The sequence below is a fragment of the Vibrio gangliei genome, from assembly GCF_026001925.1.
In the GTDB taxonomy this organism is placed as follows: Bacteria; Pseudomonadota; Gammaproteobacteria; order Enterobacterales; family Vibrionaceae; genus Vibrio; species Vibrio gangliei.
On sequence record NZ_AP021869.1, the window covers coordinates 1,598,564 to 1,616,109 of the forward strand.

Here is a 17,546-nt window from a genome sequence, read left to right on the forward strand (position 1 = left end):
ATTTTACTTTTACAGTAATTTTCTCGCCGCATTCACTACCACTTCGATCGAGCGAGTTTCTGCTTGTTTTAGCGTCTCATGATCTGGGATTTCATCTTTACTACGGTTCACAATCACACCGGCAACACAGCCCGCTTTAAGACCAGAACTCGCACACATGGTCAGCAACGTTGCCGACTCCATTTCAAAGTTCAACACGCCCATTTCTTGCCATTCTTTCATTGAACCCTGAAAGCGTGATACGACACGACCAGTAAAGGTATCGTAGCGTTCTTGGCCTGGGTAGAACGTATCGCTTGATGCTGTGACACCAGTATGTACTGTGCAACCCACTTCTTGCGCAGATTGTTTCATCGCAGTGGCAACATCAAAATCCGCTACAGCAGGGAATTCCATTGGAGCAAAATGCAAACTTGCCCCATCTAAGCGTACAGAGCCGGTGGTGACAATCATATCACCCACATTCAAATGAGGTTGAATCGCCCCTGTTGTACCCACACGCAAGAAAGTACGAACACCAAGTTGCGCCAACTCTTCTACCGCAATAGAGGTTGATGGGCCACCAATACCGGTAGAACATACCACAACAGACTTACCATCAAGTTTCGCACGAAATACCGTGTATTCACGGTGACTAGCTAAAAACTCAGGCTCATCCATTAACTTAGCAATTTTTTCTACACGCGCTGGATCGCCCGGAATAATTGCAAGCGTTGCGCCATTTAAATCTTGTTTGTTCACGCCTAGGTGGAATACGTTTTGAGAATCGGTTGGTGCCACAATGTGCTCCTTAGTTATCGTCTGCCAGAGGGTTTGGCTAAAAAAGATGTTGCTACTGTAATGCCGCCGCATCGCTATTAACGTGATTAAACTCACATCATCAATGCAACATGTATACATAATAAATCAGCTAAACGGTTGCCATCACATTTTAATTCACTTCAGTTGAGGTTCATCATTTGAACCAATAAAAAAGGCCGCATCGATATGCGACCCAACAATCTGGTGTAGATTACACTATACCCGAGTGACGATTATAGTTGATGCTTGAAGCTCTTATCTAGATTATCGCTAATGGCTTTGAGCACTTCTCGGCGAGAAATAATCCCCACCAATTTCTTATTCTCAACCACAGGATAAACTTTAGGTTTACCTTCTTGCATCATGTTCGCCAACTCAATAACCGACATTTCAGGGCTAATAGTAAATGCGTCTTTACGCATACAATCACCCACAGAGTGCGTATCTTGGCAATGATAGCTCACCTGAATTAAACGATTGAGTAAATCTTGTTCTGATAAAAAACCGACCACTTCATTTTTTTCATTCACCACAGGCCCCCCAATATTTTGGGCGGCTAGCACTTTTTCCAAAGCAATCGGCAATGTCATATCAACACTAAAGGTGACGGCTCTTGGGCGCATATAATCTCGAACTTTTAACGATGCCATAAACAACTCCTTTTATTTTGTATTTATCAGGGGCTTTCGTTTTATGTAGCACATTTGGCTTGTTCTTTAAGTGTCGCCTAATTTCTTGATTTTACTAAATGGATTGCGTCAATTTTGTTAATAGCTGTTGCCAATGACACGTTTATCTAGGCCCAAAGACCCTACGTCATTGGCAACATTAGGACGAAAGTTACTTCTTCGCGCGGTTATTCACTGGTGAGAATTTATACAACTCGGGGCGTCGATGTTTGAGGTTGGTCACTGAACCTTCACTATGTAGCATTTTCAGTTTCGATAAGTCCACATCGGCATAAATCATCATCTCCGTATTCGGATCGGCTTCAGCAATGATGGCATCATGAGGGAAATATACATCCGATGGAGAGAACACCGCCGATTGCGCGTATTGAATATCGACGTTATCAACGCGAGGCAAATTACCGACACTACCACTGATTGCGACATAGCATTCATTTTCAATCGCCCTTGCCTGCGCACAAATGCGAACACGTAAGTAACCATTCTTGGTATCTGTCCAAAACGGCACAAACAAAATTTGAATACCTTGCTCAGCTAGCATCCTTCCTAATTCAGGGAATTCGACGTCGTAACAAATTAAGATACCAACTTTACCGGCATCCGTTTCCATCACACGAACTTTATCGCCACCTTCAATTACCCAATCCCACTCTTCATGTGGCGTGATATGGATTTTATATTGCTCTTCGATGATTCCGTCACGGTGTAACATGTATGCAATATTGTACATCTTTCCGTCACGCATCACAGGCAAACTACCAGCAATGATATTGATGTTATAAGTGACCGCTAGGTGGGAGAATCGTTGAATAATTTCATCTGAATACTCACTTAAATAACGCATCGCTTCCACCGAGCGTAAATCCGGAGCCAGCCCCATTAGTGGCGCACTGAAAAACTCTGGGAATAAAGCAAAATCCGATTGGTAATTCGCAAGAGAAGTAATGAAGAATTCCGCTTGGTTCACCAAATCATCTAATGACATGACATGACGCATTTGCCATTGCACCACCCCAATGCGGACAATGTTTTTTTCCGTCGCGTGAATGGAAGCCACTTCTTCTTCGTAAAAAATGTTATCCCACTCTAACAACGTGCCGTAACCTTGCGATTTTTCATCTTCAGGTAAATAACCACGCATCAAACGTTTTACATCGAAATCGTTAGATAATTGGAAGGATAAAATAGGATCGTGAATCTCTTGGCGTTTCACTTTATCGATGTATTCACTGACTTTCATCTCATCGGAATACTTTTTAAAACCAGGGATACGGCCACCGGTCAAAATGGCTTTCAAATTATTGGCGCGGCACATTTCTTTACGAGCTTCGTACAAACGACGCCCTAAGCGCAAGCCACGATAATCTGGGTGCACAAATACATCCAGACCATACAATGCATCCCCTTTCGAATTATGCTGAACCACATCATTCTCGTTGACCAAATCGCTGTTTTTATGCGGAAGAGAAAAACGGCTGTACGCCACTTTCATGGTCAACGCTGCCGCGACCATACGGCCGTTATCTTCAATGCAAACTTGGCCATCTGGAAACTGCGTAATCAAATCACGAATAGTCGATTCAGGCCAGGCACCACCCACATCAGGAAAGACGAGATCCATCAATGCGGCCAGTTCTTCGTAATCTTCAGGAGTGACCGTTCTTAAATTTAACAGCGGGGTATTATTTTCATCCATAAATTTATGCTCCATAACAATCTATAAATTCATTATGCAGACTCGAAATATAAATTCCACCACTCTAATCCACATTACTTGAAAATCAGCAGCTTATACATTCACTAAGTGAGTACTATTTGCTCCTTCCGTATATTTTTCATTCAGCAGCTTTGCTATCATGCGCGCATTACCTCCCAATTCAACACTCATGGTTCAACATTTACGCAATGAAAAAACTACTTTATTCACTGTTCCCAGGCAATCAGCCAGATCAAACGTCGGTCTCCCTACTATTTACTTGCTTTTTCGTAGGAATAGCAGGCGCATTTACCATGCCGACCATGAGTTTATTCATTTCTGAAGAAGTCGGAGCGCGCCCTTATTTGATCGGTGTTTTTTTCATGGTAATGACGATTTCCGGTGTCATTGTGAGCCAAATTATTGGTTGGTGGTCAGATCAAGGTATAGACCGAAAACGACTCATTTTAATCTGTAACATGATGGGAGCGATTGGTTTCATTATTTTTGCCTTCAATCGTAATTACTGGGTGCTTTTGGTGACTTCCGCTGTTTTCATTAGCGCTACGTCAGCTTCTATACCACAGGTGTTTGCTCTCGCTCGTGAAATACTAGACAGAAACACACGCCCCTCTGAAACGTTCAGTTCTCTGCTTCGCGCGCAAATTTCATTAGGTTGGGTAATCGGCCCTCCTATTGCATTTATGATCGCGACCGGCGTAGGTTTTACTCAGCTATTTTTATTAGCCGCCAGTATGTTCATCATTCTGTGTGCAGTCACGTATTTAACCCTACCGCAAATGGACCCTACGCCTAAGCATACTCATTTTGACCCAAGCGATTCTATTTGGCGTGACAAAAACATCATCTTACTGGCGTTGTCTTTTGTATTCATGTACTGCTCAAACAACATGTACATCATCAGCATGCCTCTTTACATTACTCACGACATGCAGCTCGATTCTTCTGTTGCAGGGATCATGATGGGTACCGCCGCGTTAATTGAGATTCCAATTATGCTGCTTTCCGGTCGTTATGCGCTTAAATTTGGTAAGAAGAAGATGATCACTGCCGCCATTTTAGCAGGCAGCCTGTTCTACGTTGGCGTGATCCTTAACAGCAGTTTTGTTGGCTTTGTTTTATTACAATTCTTAAATGGTATTTTTATTGGCGTAACCGCGGCTTTAGGGATCTCTTATTTCCAAGATTTAAAACCGAAGAAAATGGGACAAATCACCACGTTGTACTCCAACGCCATTAAAACCGGTGGCGTATTAGGTGGTGTTTTAGCTGGCATGATTGCGGATATTTTTAGCTTTGAGATGGTGTTTTGGGCATCGTTGGTACTTAGCCTGATGTCCTTTCTTACGATTCTAAAAGTGCGTGATGTGTAACAGTCCGTCCTCCTGAACCGTCCTATATGAATTAGAGACACATTTTTTATGTGGTTTATATTATCGAAATATTTAGTTACATTGATATAAATTAAGTTTTACAGGGGTGAGTTATGCAAAAGGCACTGGTAGTGGAAGGCGGAGCGATGCGTGGGATCTTTTCTGCAGGTGTGCTTGACCATTTTCTCGACAATCAATATCAACCCTTTGATTTTTGTATTGGTGTCTCAGCTGGCTCAACAAGCCTTGCCGCTTGGATCACTCAGCAACAACGCCGAACTTATACGGTGATTACTGACTACTCTTGTCGCCCAGAATTTATTGATTTCAAACGTTTTGTTCGTGGTGGCCATTGGCTTGATCTGGATTGGCTGTGGGATATTACCATCAAAGAAATTCCAATTGATATTGACGCTCTTCACCATCAAACCATTCCTTTTTATGTCGTCACAACCAACATTCAATCTGGACAGGCACACTATATTCAATCGACATCAGATAATGTGATTGAACTATTAAAGGCATCTTGCTCTGTACCTTTGGCCTACCGAGATTTTCCCGTGATTGATGGCATGTCGATGACAGATGGTGGCGTCGCCGATTCTATTCCTGTTGAGCAAGCCTATAAAATGGGTGCCAAAGACATTACTGTGATTTTATCTCGCCCACTTGGCTATCAAAAAAAGCCGTCGAAAGCACCATGGCTCACTCGTAAGTTTTTAGCTCAAACACCAAACTTAGCGGAAGCGGCACTGAAACGCGCCGAAAACTACAACAAAAGCATCGAATTTATTCAATCTCCTCCGCCAGATTGCAACATTACGGTGATAGCGCCACCTGCAGATTTTCCGGTTGGTCGTTTAACCAAAGATTTAAATAAGCTCGATATGGGTTATGAAATGGGCATAAGTGCAGCAAAACAAGTACTGCAACGGCACCAGCTCGCCGCTACTGCCTAGCTTATTAGTATCCACAAGGCTTAGTCCCCCAGAAAGCTTAGTTTCCAAAAGGCTTAGTCTTAAAAAATACTTAGCCTCACCAATTAACGTTATTGCTCCACACATTTTTCAAGGAAGAAATATGAATGCACGCAGTCTTGGCCTCATTTTATTGGTGGTGTTTGTTTGGGGCATTAACTTTGTCGTTATTACCATCGGGGTAAAAGAAATCCCACCTTTCTTTATGGCAGGGCTACGTTTTTCGTTTCTCGCTTTCCCATTAGTTTGTTTCTTGCCTAAACCCGAAGTGCCGACTCGCTGGTTGATTGCTTATGGTATGACCATCAGTTTTGGTCAATTCGCCTGCTTATTTTATGCACTGTATATTGGGATGCCTTCTGGTCAAGCATCGCTCATTTTGCAATCACAAGTTTTTGTTACCGCCCTTCTTGGTGTGATCATTTATCAAGATAAACTCACTCCGCTGCAATTATTTGGCGGAGTCTTAGCCCTCGCTGGCATCGGACTATTATTGTATGGGGTTTTAGAAACCAACATTTCGATCCTAGGTTATGTCTTTACTTTTGCCGCGGCCTGCTCTTGGGGCGTGGGTAATTTATGTAATCGCACCATTTCTATGCGCTATCAGAACACCAATATGATGCAATTAGTTGTTTGGGGAGCGCTGGTGCCTATCATTCCATTTTTCTTTATCAGCTTTTTGCTCGAAGACCATCAACAGATCGCTTACGCAGTGACTCACCCAAGCCTGTCGGCCATACTGGCATTAGCTTATTTAATCTTAGCGGCATCCCTATTTGGCTACACCGTTTGGGGCCTATTAATCGCAAAACATGGCACCGCCAACGTAGTCCCATTTGCGCTACTGGTGCCAGTTGTTGGGCTGTTTTCTGGTTGGATTTTCTTAGGCGAAACACTTAACTTGATTCAAGCACTTGGTTGTTTAGTTATAATCTCTGGCCTGAGCATTTATTCTTTTCACAACAAACTGCGCCAGGTGGCTTTACGCGAAAGGACGCAATAAATCAGCGAGTAAAAATAAGCGATACCCAGTGGCATCAAGGTGCAGAATTCAGAGCTATCATTCACGCTTTTTAAATAAGTTGATTGTATTTATTGACATTTCACTTATCTTAAACGCACGTTTAACTTTAAAGGATGAAGGTAATGACAAACTTATTAGATGGCTTTCCTGTGGTCACAGAAATTCCTGTTGCTTGGGGTGAAATGGATGCGCTACAGCACGTCAATAACGTCACTTATTTTCGCTATTTTGAAACGGCTCGAATCGACTATTTCAAACACATCGACATGATGGAAAATATCGCCATCACCCAAATCGGCCCCGTCGTCAGTGAAACCAGCTGCCGTTATAAAATCCCGGTAACCTTTCCTGACACTTTGCTCGTCGGCTCCAAAATTACCGATTTACAAGACGACCGATTCACCATGAAGTATCAGATCGTAAGTAAAAAAATGAATAAGGTCACAACATTAGGTAGTGCAACCGTGGTGATGTTTGATTTTAAAACCAACCAGAAAGCCAACCTCTCACCTGAAATTTTAGCGACCATCCAACAATTGGAAAATTTACGCTAAATAACCTCAGCTGAGGTCAAATCTTTCTTTCGAGTGGAGTTAAACACCGACTCCGCTCAATCTCCCTGCTATCAAGTTTCTATTATTTAAGAAACTTCTCATTCAACGACATTAAACCCTCTTTTTATTCGCATTTTTTCAAAACAAACAAGCTAATTACAATAAAACCCCTTAATATGTCGGTATTTTCTATTTGCCTGTTTTCATATTTGCCATACAGCTGATCTCAACTGAGGTTAGGTACACAAAGATGCACAGGTCACTTACTTATATTAGGAAGATATTATGAACGACCCTCTTGATCTTATATTGAATAACTTGGTGTTAATTGTCGCTTTCGTTTTGGTGCTTGTTATCCTCAAAAGCGGGATCAAGTTTGTTCCGCAAAACCAAGCCTGGGTAGTAGAACGATTTGGGAAATTCCACTCGACCAAATTAGCCGGTATTAACTTTATTATTCCTTTTATCGACCGTGTGGCTGCAATCCGTAGCTTGAAAGAGCAGGCTCAAGATGTCCCTTCTCAATCAGCCATTACAAAAGATAACATTTCGTTAGTTGTCGATGGTGTGCTCTACTTCCGCGTTCTTGACCCGTACAAAGCAACCTACGGTGTGGATGATTATGTCTTTGCCGTCACCCAATTAGCTCAAACCACCATGCGTTCTGAACTGGGTAAAATGGAGCTGGATAAAACGTTTGAAGAGCGTGATTTGCTGAACACAAACATCGTGTCGGCGATTAATGTAGCGTCAGAACCTTGGGGCATCCAAGTTTTACGTTATGAGATTAAAGATATTGTTCCGCCTCAATCCATCATGGAATCCATGGAAGCGCAAATGAAAGCTGAGCGTGTGAAACGTGCTCAAATTTTGGAATCAGAAGGTGACCGTCAAGCCGCCATCAACGTTGCTGAAGGTAAAAAACAAGCGCAAGTATTAGCCGCTGAAGCAGATAAAACCGAACAAATTCTAAAAGCAGAAGGTGAAGCGAAAGCTATTATTGCGGTTGCCAACGCACAAGCTGAAGCGCTAAAAACCATCGGTGATGCGGCCAATACTGAAGAAGGTCAAAAAGCGATTCAACTGGACTTGGCCACCAAAGCGATTGAAGCGAAACATGCGATTGCTAAAGAATCTTCTGTGGTACTCTTACCAGAAAATGGAACCGATGCCAGCTCATTAGTGGCGCAAGGCATGTCAATTATCAATACTTTGAATAAACACCAATCTTAAGGTTAATGCTATGGAGTGGATTGCCAGTTATTTACCGCAGGTTTTAATGACGCTCGGTGTTATCGCGCTAATTATAGAAGCGGCGGTATTAGGCTTTGCTACCTTTATTTTATTTTTTGTCGGTTTGTCATTCGTTATCAGTGGCTTTTCTATGTATATGGGCTGGCTTCCTGATACCGTTAACAGCGCTATTTGGAGTAACATTATCTTCACCGCGGCATTAGCGGTTGTGCTATGGCGCCCGTTAAAACAACTGCAAAATAAACCATCAACGCAAAAACTGACCTCCGATTTTGCGCAAAAAACGTTTGTGCTTGATGCAAACGTTGATGCCGACAGCGAAACGATATTGCATTCCTACTCTGGCATTACATGGAAAGTCAAAAGTGAGACTCCATTAGCCGCTGGACAAAAAGTCAAAGTAGTCAAAACAGAAGTTGGCGTGATGTGGGTAGAAGCCGTTCAAGAGCCGAGGTAACAGTCCAATCTAGTCCCGCATAATCCAGACATTAACACTAAAAAAGCGATGAGTTTAACGGCTCATCGCTTTTGCTTTTAATGTATTCCGCTTTGAACTTTGTAATATACACCCGCAAATATTGCAGCAAATACCACTAAAGTGATCAGCACTTTAAGCCACAAAAATTTCATTTTCTTAACCCTTATCGATCCATTTGAACGCTTATCGGCAGAGTATACGATACCCGCATATTGATAACAGTTATTATGACAAACAAAAATGGCAGCTATTAATGAACTTAATTATAAAAACATACCACCAGAGGCTTCAATACGTTGCCCAGTCATCCAGTAGGTTTTGTCGCTGAGAATGGTTGCTATCATGTCGCCAATGTCATCTGCTTCGCCGGCTCGACCCTTCGCCGTGACTTGACTAACAAAACCATTTACTTGCGGATTATCTCGCACATTACCACCATTAAAATCAGTCGCAATCGCACCTGGTGCAAGGGTATTGACGCTGATGCCACGTTCACCGAGTTCTTTAGCCAAATAACGAGTCAACACCTCGACGCCACCTTTCATTACCGCATAGGCACTCGAACCTGGTAGAGAAAAACGTGCCAAGCCAGAAGAGACATTCAAAATATGACCTTTATCTTCAATCAAATCTAACAAGGCTTGAGTGAAGAAATAAGGCGCTTTTAAATGCACTTGGTATAAATCATCAAACTCTTGCATTGATGTATCAACAAACGGTTTATGTAACCCCGTGCCGGCATTATTGACCAAGTAATCAAAAGTATTACGACCAAATGCGCTTTGCAGTTGTAGCTTAAATGCTTCAACAAACGCGGGATAAGAAACGAAATCTCGCGTATCAAGCTGCATCGCCACCGCTTTTTGGCCCAATGCAGAAATGTCATTAACCACTTCTTGCGCCGCTTGCTCATTATTTAAATACGTGATCACCACATTCACACCTTGTTTTGCCAATGCGATAGCACCACTACGCCCTAAACCACGGCTACCACCAGTAATTAATGCGACTTTATTCATTGTATTTACCCTCTATTGTTTTATTGAATGCGTCTGAAACAGTAAATACAGATTAGGCGAAATATTTACATTGATAAATCAGACCAAAAAGATAAGACTGTTCATCCAATGTGAACAATGGAGATTGATATGGATAGAATTGAAACCATGAAGCGCTTTGTCGCCGTTGCACGCACTGAAAGTTTTACTCAGGCAGCAGAACAGCTAAATGTGCCGAAATCTGCTATTTCAAGTTCCATTAGTCAGCTGGAAAGTCATTTGAAAACACGTTTATTGAACCGAAGCACACGCCGAGTCAATTTAACCGAAGCCGGTGAACGCTATCTTCCCCGCTGTATTCAACTGTTAGAAGAACTCGATATTCTCGAAGAAGCCTTTCAAACCGAAAATCAAAGCCTGTCAGGTATGATTCGAATTGATATGCCCAGTCGATTTCTTTCTACCATTGTGATGCCAAGATTATCGGAATGGTTTGAGTTACATCCACACACTCAAATTCACGTGCTCGGGGCTGATCATCGTATTGATCCGATAAAAGAGCGGGTCGATTGCGTCATTCGTGCAGGAAAGCTCGATAATAACGACCTCATCGCTAAGCCTCTTGGGCAAATGGAAATGGTCAATTGTGCCAGCCCTGATTATCTTGCTCGTTATGGAACGCCAACTCGTCTAGATGATCTTAGCCAGCACTTCATCGTCGATTACACCCCCAATCAACGACAAAATAACAGTGAGTTTGAGTATTTTAACCAAGAAGCCGAACACACCATTCCAGTTCCGAGTGTCATTTCTGTCAGCACAACCGATGCCTACCTTTCCGCAGCCTTACATGGACTTGGTATTATCCAGCTCCCCAAAAATGGCGTTAAAGAATATTTAAGGAATGGTGAATTGGTTGAGGTGTTACCTGAGTTTCAATGCCAGCCGATGCCTATCGCGATTATTTATCAGTCCAGGCAACAAATGCCAAAACGCATTCGCTGCTTTATGGAATGGATTGAAAGTATCTTTTTACAACAATAAGCCTTAAAAAACGGCAGCTCCGAAGAACTGCCGTCATAGATTAACTTAGCGATTGAGCATTAAGCTTCTAATGAACTCATATCAATCACATAACGGTGAGCGAGATCGCCCGCAGCTAGACTCTTGAATGCATCATTAATTTGATCCATACGGATGATTTCACATTCAGGATACACATCATGCTCAGCACAGAAATCTAAGACTTCTTGCGTTTCTTTAATGCCACCAATTAATGAACCCGCCACACGGCGACGACCCAAAATCATTGGAGCTGTCGATGGTTCTTCTAATGGCCCAACTTGGCCAACAATGACTAATGAGCCATCAATATCCAATAGCGGTACATAAATATTGATGTCATGTTTGGTCGGCACAGTATCAATGATCAAATCAAACGACGATCCTGCTGCGCTCATTGCAGCTTCATCGCTAGATGCCAAAATACCTTTCGCGCCAAGCTCTTTCGCTTGCGCTTCTTTTTTGTTGGAACGACTGATCACGGTCACCTCAGCGCCCATTGCAACAGCAAGTTTTACTGCCATGTGGCCCAAACCACCTAAACCAATCACACCAACACGCGAGCCTTTACCTACGTTCCAAGTGCGCAGAGGCGAGAAGGTTGTAATACCAGCACATAGAATCGGTGCCGCACGGCTAATGTCCATGTTGTCAGGAATTGATAGCACAAACTCTTCACGTACTACGATGTGTTTTGAATAGCCACCTTGTGTGATTTCACCTGAAATACGATCAGGTGCGCCGTACGTTGGCGTCATGCCATTGCGACAATATTGCTCTTCACCATGATGGCACTGGTCACACTCTTGGCAACTATCAACCATACAGCCAACCGCAACACGGTCACCCACTTTGTATTTAGTGACATCAGAACCGATTGAAGTCACCACACCGACGATTTCATGGCCAGGCACAAGCGGATATGGTTGTGGGCCCCAATCGCCATTCACTGTGTGTAAGTCAGAGTGGCATACACCGCTATGGGAAATTTCAATAGCGACATCGTTTGAACGTAAATCACGACGCTCGAAATGATAAGGAACCATGAGCGCATCATCTGAATGTGCAGCATAACCAACTGTTTTCATAAAACTCTCCTTGGGTTTGTAGCCAGATTTGGAAAACCAACGTCTTTTTCATCGGCATTTTCAACACACTAATCATAGAAGTGAATGATATACAGCGTTAGCTTGATCCTGTTTAATTATTACCTAATCTTCCAAAATTTTGTTTTTGGGACCATTCCGTTCATACTGTGCACCCTTCCACGACTAGTCTAATTAACCTCGGCTGTAGATAATTAGCTGTACGTACAACTCGTTACTCAAGGAAATGGATAATGGATCAGATTTATTTAGCCGGCGGCTGTTTATGGGGCGTACAAGAATTCATTAAATATGTACCGGGCGTCTTAGACACCGAAGCAGGCAGAGCCAACGGCAGCAGTTCCTCGACCACCAGTGAATATGATGGTTATGCAGAATGTGTGAAAGTGGTGTTTGACCCGCAACTAACGAGTGTCTCTAAGCTGATGGATGCGCTATTTGAAATCATCGACCCATACAGTGTGAACCAGCAAGGCCCCGATATTGGATTGAAATATCGCACCGGCATTTATAGTCAAAATGATCAGCATTTGCTGGAAGCGAAACGCTATATCCAACAACGCAAAGATGCCGATAAGATCCAGCTTGAAGTGCTCCCACTGACTCACTACATCCCAAGCGATGACGAGCATCAACATCATCTTACTCATCACCCTGAGAATCATCACCTATGCCATATCCCGTGGGATTTATTGCATAAGTATAAAAGTTGATAAGCGATTCGTTCCCTATTCAATGAAAATAGTGCCGCTTTTCAAATACCCAACAATTCGCTGCAAATCATCTCCAAAGCTCAACAGGCCCTAGGTTGCCTACCAAAGAAAAGCTTCAAGCTTCTATCAATAGGCAACCTACTTAGTTCATAGCAAGACTATCGCATTCAGCTTTTATCACTGCCGGCTTCAGTGCTAAGCATTAGCATTAATTTACCATCATTGACGATAACGTTATCAGGTGAAAATGTGACTAAGTTTCCAGGAAAACCCCAATCACCTTTGCCCCAGCGTTTTTGATCAAAGCGGTCAAAATCATCTCTCCACTTGAGAGAATAGCTACCATCATCTTTATATTCATAGTATTCAATCCAATCGACAACCTGATAAGCAGGAAGTGATACTGGATCAAACTTACCCACCCAACCAATGGCTTCAGAAATCCAGACATTCATTCGATATGTTTGAGGTGTATCACGCATATCGACCACTTGCTGAGAGTTTTCAGCCAGCTCCTTATGAATTTCTCTGCCATCAACTTTCCAGCTAATAAAGTCAGGCGTCCATTCTAATGTATAAGTATGATAATCAGTTAAGTTCTCAACTGTGTGCTTGGTTTCAGAGTGAATTCGCTTATCCAATTCCCCAGTGATTAAATTAGTTTGTAACACATCAGGCTTGATACCGATCGCTTCGATATCAATTTCACGCCATGGTCGCCCTTCTCCTTGCCATGATTGATTGTCATAAGTAAAAAAAGAAGACACGGAACCAGGAACAGAAAGCATTTTCATTTTAATGACAAACTTCCCAAAATGTACGGTATCTAAGCTATACAACTCAGCTCCATATAAAGGTGTTGATGAGATATTTTTCTCCCCATTTTCGGTCAAAGTATCTTGATTCACCTCTTGAGCCTGCACATTAAAAACTGCAAAACAGAGCAAAAGCCAATATTTCATATTTTTATCCTTATTTAAGTTTCCATCCTCGATAACTCCACCAGTTAGCTTGTTACCCTAAGCCACTGCTAAGTATTTCAATCATTTAAACTCTATATAAATATGAATTTTTCAACTACGAGGCCAATCACACCCATCAACAACCTATATTTTTATGAAACTCCCATGTTTGACCTAATCCTAATTTTCTTTTGTATTTCAAATAGCTAAAAAACATACTAAGAAAAATTAGCTTAACTTGTTTCATAGTGAACATTGAACGGTCTCACAGAGAGCTAGCCAAACGTTCAACCTAAAACACCGAATAACTATGTATATCAACACCGCACCACCGGAATATCTTGCCACATTGTGGTGTATTGAGGCGTCAGCCTATCCCGCTTCATCGCCCATTTTTGCTCAATGCCTTGCGCCGCTAAAAATAGACAATCTTGGCCATAACGCTGATTCAAGCTATCAAACACCGTCATTAGTTTCGGATTTTCTGGCTGAGGATTGAGCCAATCCAGTTGCGCATACTGCTCATTGATTAAACCCATCAAACCAACACCAATTTTGTAATAGCGAACATTGGGCTTGAACATCGATTCCGCCATGCGCATAACCGTTTTAGTAAGAACACAGGTGTCTGACGTTGGATGCACAAAACGATGCACCGCTTTATCACTCACAGGATTCACATCATGCGGTGAACTTGCCGCAAAGCACATCAAAGTACGACATAGCGATCCTTGCTTACGCGCTTTCATGGCGGCAATACCCACATGCTTACTGAGCGCTTGCTGCAGTTCATCCAAAGACTCAATGCGGCGGCCAACACTGCGGGTTGAGAAGATCTGCTGCTTATCAATTTTCGCCTCATCCCAGTTTTTACACACTTGGCCATTTAACTCTCGCACCGTGCGCTCAACTTCAATGCTAAATTGGCGTTGCACTAATCGCGGGTCAAGGTTTGCCAAATCAAACGCGGTTTTTACCCCCATCATGTCGAGCTTGGCGGTGAGTTTTCGCCCTACGCCCCAGACATCGGATACCGCAATCTGTTTCAGTAAACCCACTCTTTGTAACGAGGAATCAATCACACACACGCCGCGATAACCTGGTACTTTTTTGGCTGCGTGGTTCGCCAGTTTCGCCAACGTTAAAGTCGGCCCCATCCCTACACAAACTGGCAAACGGCATTCTTTCCACACCGTTTTTCGAATGAGCAACCCATGCTCAAATAAACAAGGAATCGCCTTTGAACAATGCTGAAACGACAAAAAAGATTCATCAATAGAATAGACATGTTGAGATGGTGCAAAGCGGCCAATCACCGCCATCATTTTGGCTGACAAATCGGCGTACAACTCGTAATTTGATGAGAGCGCAATCACGCCTAATTTTTCACATTGCTTCTGCACTTTAAAAAATGGCGCGAATTTAGGTATTCCCAACGCTTTCGCTTGACGATTGGCCGCCACAATACAGCCGTCATTATTGGACAACACGACTAACGGTTTACCACGCAAATCAGGCCGAAACACTTGCTCAGCGCTGCAATAAAACGAATTGGCATCCACCAAAGCAAACATCTAGCACCACGACACAGGCAAGTGACAACGAATCGAGCAAATCACCACGCCTTCAACCGAAAAGGCATCCAAATCATGAATTGCCACTGGGGCAAAGTCCTGATTAGAAGAAAGCAGTAACCCCCGTTGAGTATCAATGCGCTTACAGACAAATTCACCATTAAAGTTCGCCACAATAATGCTGTTGTTAGTTACGTTCACAGCTCGATCAACAATTAGAATATCGTCATCAAAAATCCCATCATCACGCATCGACTCACCCGACACACGGCTAAAGAAAGTCGCATTAGGGTGACGAATCAACAAAGCATCAAGATCTAACCCAAGTTGAGTATATTCTGAAGCCGGCGACTCAAAACCAGACACGCCAGCGCTGGCACGAATAGGAATGACTTTCATAGTGATCACCTAAAATAACACTGTATAAAAACACAGTATTATTTTTAGGGATATTGATGGAAAAGGCAAGGTAAATGTTGGGGACGCCAAAGTTCATCACATTGAAGCAAAGTGCTGCCACCAACGCGCGGTAAATGGAGCATCCTAGTTAAATGATTTAATGTTGCTTACACTGCTCAATCATGAACGCAATGACATCTTCATTTAAGCAAGACTTGCTGAGGTATTGGCGCTGTTTGCCAATATGGAGGATAAAGCCGCGCTCTGTTTGTTCAAGCTGGCTGATTTCACTCCAGGTAATTGTTCGCTGAGTGGCATTGCTTTCATAACTCACGCCATCAGAATCGACTTTAAATATCACTTTACTGCCAGAGCCTGTGCTGTAGGTTTGTCGCCATACCCACCAGCTTTTTTTAAAAAATACATTCAAAAATTCAACCACACTCAAGACAATAAAAAACCAGCCAAGGTAGCTGCTTGGTAGAAGTTCAAACTTAACGACAATCACGCCAAATACGAGAAAAAACAGCCCTTTTAAGTAGGATTTAGGGAAGGTAACTGGGCGGCTGGTTTGGTCGTAACATTCTTCAAAAAAGTGCTTATCGAGAGGATATTCAGTAGTGAACTCAAAATCTTTAGACATAGGGAAGTCATTTTCAGAAGTCAGATAGGTGGAAGCCCCAGCCACATCCCGGCACACACGTCATCCGCTGTGGCTGCTCCCTTCCGGGCCTGACCAAGTTCACGAACTAGTATTGCGGGAGGACCAGGGCCTCCATAGATTTTGTTTCTTGCTTTGCTAAGCAACTCAAGAGTGCGGTGATTATGTCGAAACCTTAGGTGCATTGCAAGGCTTAACTTGGGTTTCGTATTTGTTTGCTTAACTTTTCGTCATTGTCACTTTATACCCAAGTGACTTCAAGATGAAGTTACTTGGGTATACACTCTTGAACGTAATAGATTGTTGAAGATGCTGAAAACGGAAAAATGACTTTATTTGATCAAAACGTGTATTTTGTCCTACGCCAGATTCCTAAAGGAAAAGTGATTAGCTATGGCGCAGTCGCAGCGATGGCTGGCTACCCAGGTTATGCTCGTCATGTAGGTAAACTGCTTTCAAACCTGCCGAAAGATTCTACCCTACCGTGGTTTCGTGTACTCAACAGCCAAGGGCAAATTTCACTCAAAGGTGCTGATTTAGAAAGACAAAAAGCGTTACTGCTAAAAGAAGATATTGAGGTAAGCGACACGGGCCGTGTCAGTATGAAAAACTATTTATGGCGCCCAGAATAGACGCCATACGTTATGCCAACGATACTAAGAAGCTGGCCGAGACGATTAACGAACACCCACCATCATAATTTGTACAGCTTGTGTTTTGTTCTCGTCAGTGATCACAGGAGTAATGGTGTCACTGGTAAAGCGTAACTTGCCATTCACCGTGATCTTTGCACGCACATTATAGCGGTGATTTGGCATGATCTTATTGGCATCGTAATCTAGCTTAAATTCAAACGGAACTTGCTTTCCACCCGTAACAAAAGAATCAGTGGCAATCACATCAGCGGCTTTATCAGCTAGAGAAATATCTTCTAATGTCACAGAAACCACAGCGGTTTCAGGTAAAGCAATACGCTCACGGTACGCAATGGTGCCGGTTACACTGGCCATTTGTGCAGCCTCCGTCGTTGTTGTCGCTGACATTGCGGTCTCGGTTTGATTTGTAGTGCAACCAGTGATTGCCGAAACCGCAATTATTGATGAAATTAACAATAATGATTTTTTCATGTTATTCCCTAAATGATTTTTGTGATGCAAGCGTCCTAAGAGCTTGTAATCTCATATTACACGAGCTTTAATTG

The 17,546-nt window shown here is 42.8% G+C and carries 19 protein-coding genes and 1 other RNA gene; 9 read left to right on the forward strand and 11 right to left on the reverse strand.

Annotation, left to right across the window (positions count from 1 at the left end; translation table 11 throughout):
• Window positions 1-9: 9 nt before the first annotated feature.
• The 3 genes from udp to Vgang_RS07290 form a co-directional block, all read right to left on the reverse strand.
• Window positions 10-780 (reverse strand): uridine phosphorylase, encoded by a 771-nt coding sequence (gene udp, locus Vgang_RS07280; protein ID WP_105903448.1) that lies wholly within the window; start codon window positions 778-780, stop codon window positions 10-12.
• 254 nt (window positions 781-1,034) lie between these two features.
• Window positions 1,035-1,451 carry a CBS domain-containing protein gene (locus Vgang_RS07285; protein WP_105903449.1) on the reverse strand — a complete coding sequence of 139 codons (417 nt, stop codon included), beginning with the start codon at window positions 1,449-1,451 and terminating at the stop codon, window positions 1,035-1,037.
• Between the two features lie 190 nt (window positions 1,452-1,641).
• Window positions 1,642-3,186 (reverse strand): bifunctional GNAT family N-acetyltransferase/carbon-nitrogen hydrolase family protein, encoded by a 1,545-nt coding sequence (locus Vgang_RS07290; protein WP_105903450.1) that lies wholly within the window; start codon window positions 3,184-3,186, stop codon window positions 1,642-1,644.
• Between the two features lie 209 nt (window positions 3,187-3,395).
• Here Vgang_RS07290 and Vgang_RS07295 point away from each other — a divergent pair, with 209 nt between their 5' ends.
• The 6 genes from Vgang_RS07295 to Vgang_RS07320 all read left to right on the forward strand — a co-directional run bounded on the left by Vgang_RS07295 (window position 3,396) and on the right by Vgang_RS07320 (window position 8,849).
• Entirely contained in the window at window positions 3,396-4,580 is a 1,185-nt protein-coding gene (locus Vgang_RS07295) for a sugar efflux transporter (protein ID WP_105903451.1), read from the forward strand.
• A 113-nt stretch (window positions 4,581-4,693) separates the two neighbouring features.
• Entirely contained in the window at window positions 4,694-5,539 is an 846-nt protein-coding gene (locus Vgang_RS07300) for a patatin-like phospholipase family protein (RefSeq protein ID WP_105903452.1), read from the forward strand.
• A gap of 121 nt (window positions 5,540-5,660) precedes the next feature.
• Window positions 5,661-6,563, forward strand: a complete 903-nt coding sequence (locus Vgang_RS07305; protein ID WP_105903453.1) for an EamA family transporter — start codon at window positions 5,661-5,663, stop codon at window positions 6,561-6,563.
• 143 nt (window positions 6,564-6,706) lie between these two features.
• Window positions 6,707-7,138, forward strand: a complete 432-nt coding sequence (locus tag Vgang_RS07310; RefSeq protein ID WP_105903454.1) for an acyl-CoA thioesterase — start codon at window positions 6,707-6,709, stop codon at window positions 7,136-7,138.
• A 285-nt stretch (window positions 7,139-7,423) separates the two neighbouring features.
• Window positions 7,424-8,371 (forward strand): SPFH domain-containing protein, encoded by a 948-nt coding sequence (locus tag Vgang_RS07315; RefSeq protein ID WP_105903455.1) that lies wholly within the window; start codon window positions 7,424-7,426, stop codon window positions 8,369-8,371.
• Window positions 8,372-8,381: 10 nt separating this feature from the next.
• On the forward strand, window positions 8,382-8,849 hold the full coding sequence (locus tag Vgang_RS07320; protein WP_105903456.1) for an NfeD family protein: 468 nt from the start codon (window positions 8,382-8,384) through the stop codon (window positions 8,847-8,849).
• A gap of 284 nt (window positions 8,850-9,133) precedes the next feature.
• On the opposite strand, the gene Vgang_RS07325 is transcribed toward Vgang_RS07320, so the two are convergent.
• Complete coding sequence (locus Vgang_RS07325; protein WP_105903457.1) at window positions 9,134-9,889, reverse strand: SDR family NAD(P)-dependent oxidoreductase; 756 nt, start codon at window positions 9,887-9,889, stop codon at window positions 9,134-9,136.
• Window positions 9,890-10,018: 129 nt separating this feature from the next.
• Here Vgang_RS07325 and Vgang_RS07330 point away from each other — a divergent pair, with 129 nt between their 5' ends.
• Window positions 10,019-10,912, forward strand: a complete 894-nt coding sequence (locus Vgang_RS07330) for a LysR family transcriptional regulator (RefSeq protein ID WP_105903458.1) — start codon at window positions 10,019-10,021, stop codon at window positions 10,910-10,912.
• Between the two features lie 59 nt (window positions 10,913-10,971).
• On the opposite strand, the gene Vgang_RS07335 is transcribed toward Vgang_RS07330, so the two are convergent.
• Complete coding sequence (locus Vgang_RS07335; protein ID WP_105903459.1) at window positions 10,972-12,018, reverse strand: NAD(P)-dependent alcohol dehydrogenase; 1,047 nt, start codon at window positions 12,016-12,018, stop codon at window positions 10,972-10,974.
• A 251-nt stretch (window positions 12,019-12,269) separates the two neighbouring features.
• On the opposite strand from Vgang_RS07335, the gene Vgang_RS07340 reads away from it, so the two are divergent.
• Window positions 12,270-12,749, forward strand: a complete 480-nt coding sequence (locus tag Vgang_RS07340) for a peptide-methionine (S)-S-oxide reductase (RefSeq protein ID WP_105903460.1) — start codon at window positions 12,270-12,272, stop codon at window positions 12,747-12,749.
• A gap of 167 nt (window positions 12,750-12,916) precedes the next feature.
• On the opposite strand, the gene Vgang_RS07345 is transcribed toward Vgang_RS07340, so the two are convergent.
• The 5 genes from Vgang_RS07345 to ffs all read right to left on the reverse strand — a co-directional run bounded on the left by Vgang_RS07345 (window position 12,917) and on the right by ffs (window position 16,456).
• The gene (locus Vgang_RS07345; RefSeq protein ID WP_105903461.1) at window positions 12,917-13,711 is read right to left on the reverse strand and encodes a glycoside hydrolase family 16 protein; all 795 of its coding nucleotides are present in this window, start codon (window positions 13,709-13,711) and stop codon (window positions 12,917-12,919) included.
• Between the two features lie 317 nt (window positions 13,712-14,028).
• Window positions 14,029-15,285, reverse strand: coding sequence for a Y-family DNA polymerase (locus Vgang_RS07350; RefSeq protein WP_105903462.1), 1,257 nt, complete (start codon window positions 15,283-15,285; stop codon window positions 14,029-14,031).
• Window positions 15,286-15,684 (reverse strand): LexA family protein, encoded by a 399-nt coding sequence (locus tag Vgang_RS07355; protein ID WP_105903463.1) that lies wholly within the window; start codon window positions 15,682-15,684, stop codon window positions 15,286-15,288.
• A gap of 157 nt (window positions 15,685-15,841) precedes the next feature.
• Window positions 15,842-16,327, reverse strand: coding sequence for a YcxB family protein (locus tag Vgang_RS07360; protein WP_105903474.1), 486 nt, complete (start codon window positions 16,325-16,327; stop codon window positions 15,842-15,844).
• Between the two features lie 32 nt (window positions 16,328-16,359).
• Window positions 16,360-16,456: signal recognition particle sRNA small type (gene ffs, locus Vgang_RS07365), an RNA gene on the reverse strand.
• Between the two features lie 215 nt (window positions 16,457-16,671).
• Here ffs and Vgang_RS07370 point away from each other — a divergent pair.
• Window positions 16,672-16,977 carry an MGMT family protein gene (locus Vgang_RS07370; RefSeq protein ID WP_105903464.1) on the forward strand — a complete coding sequence of 102 codons (306 nt, stop codon included), beginning with the start codon at window positions 16,672-16,674 and terminating at the stop codon, window positions 16,975-16,977.
• A 45-nt stretch (window positions 16,978-17,022) separates the two neighbouring features.
• Here the strand turns inward: Vgang_RS07370 and Vgang_RS07375 are convergent, their stop codons facing one another.
• Window positions 17,023-17,472: a YbaY family lipoprotein gene (locus Vgang_RS07375; RefSeq protein ID WP_105903465.1), complete on the reverse strand. Its 450-nt coding sequence runs from the start codon at window positions 17,470-17,472 to the stop codon at window positions 17,023-17,025.
• Window positions 17,473-17,546 lie beyond the last annotated feature (74 nt).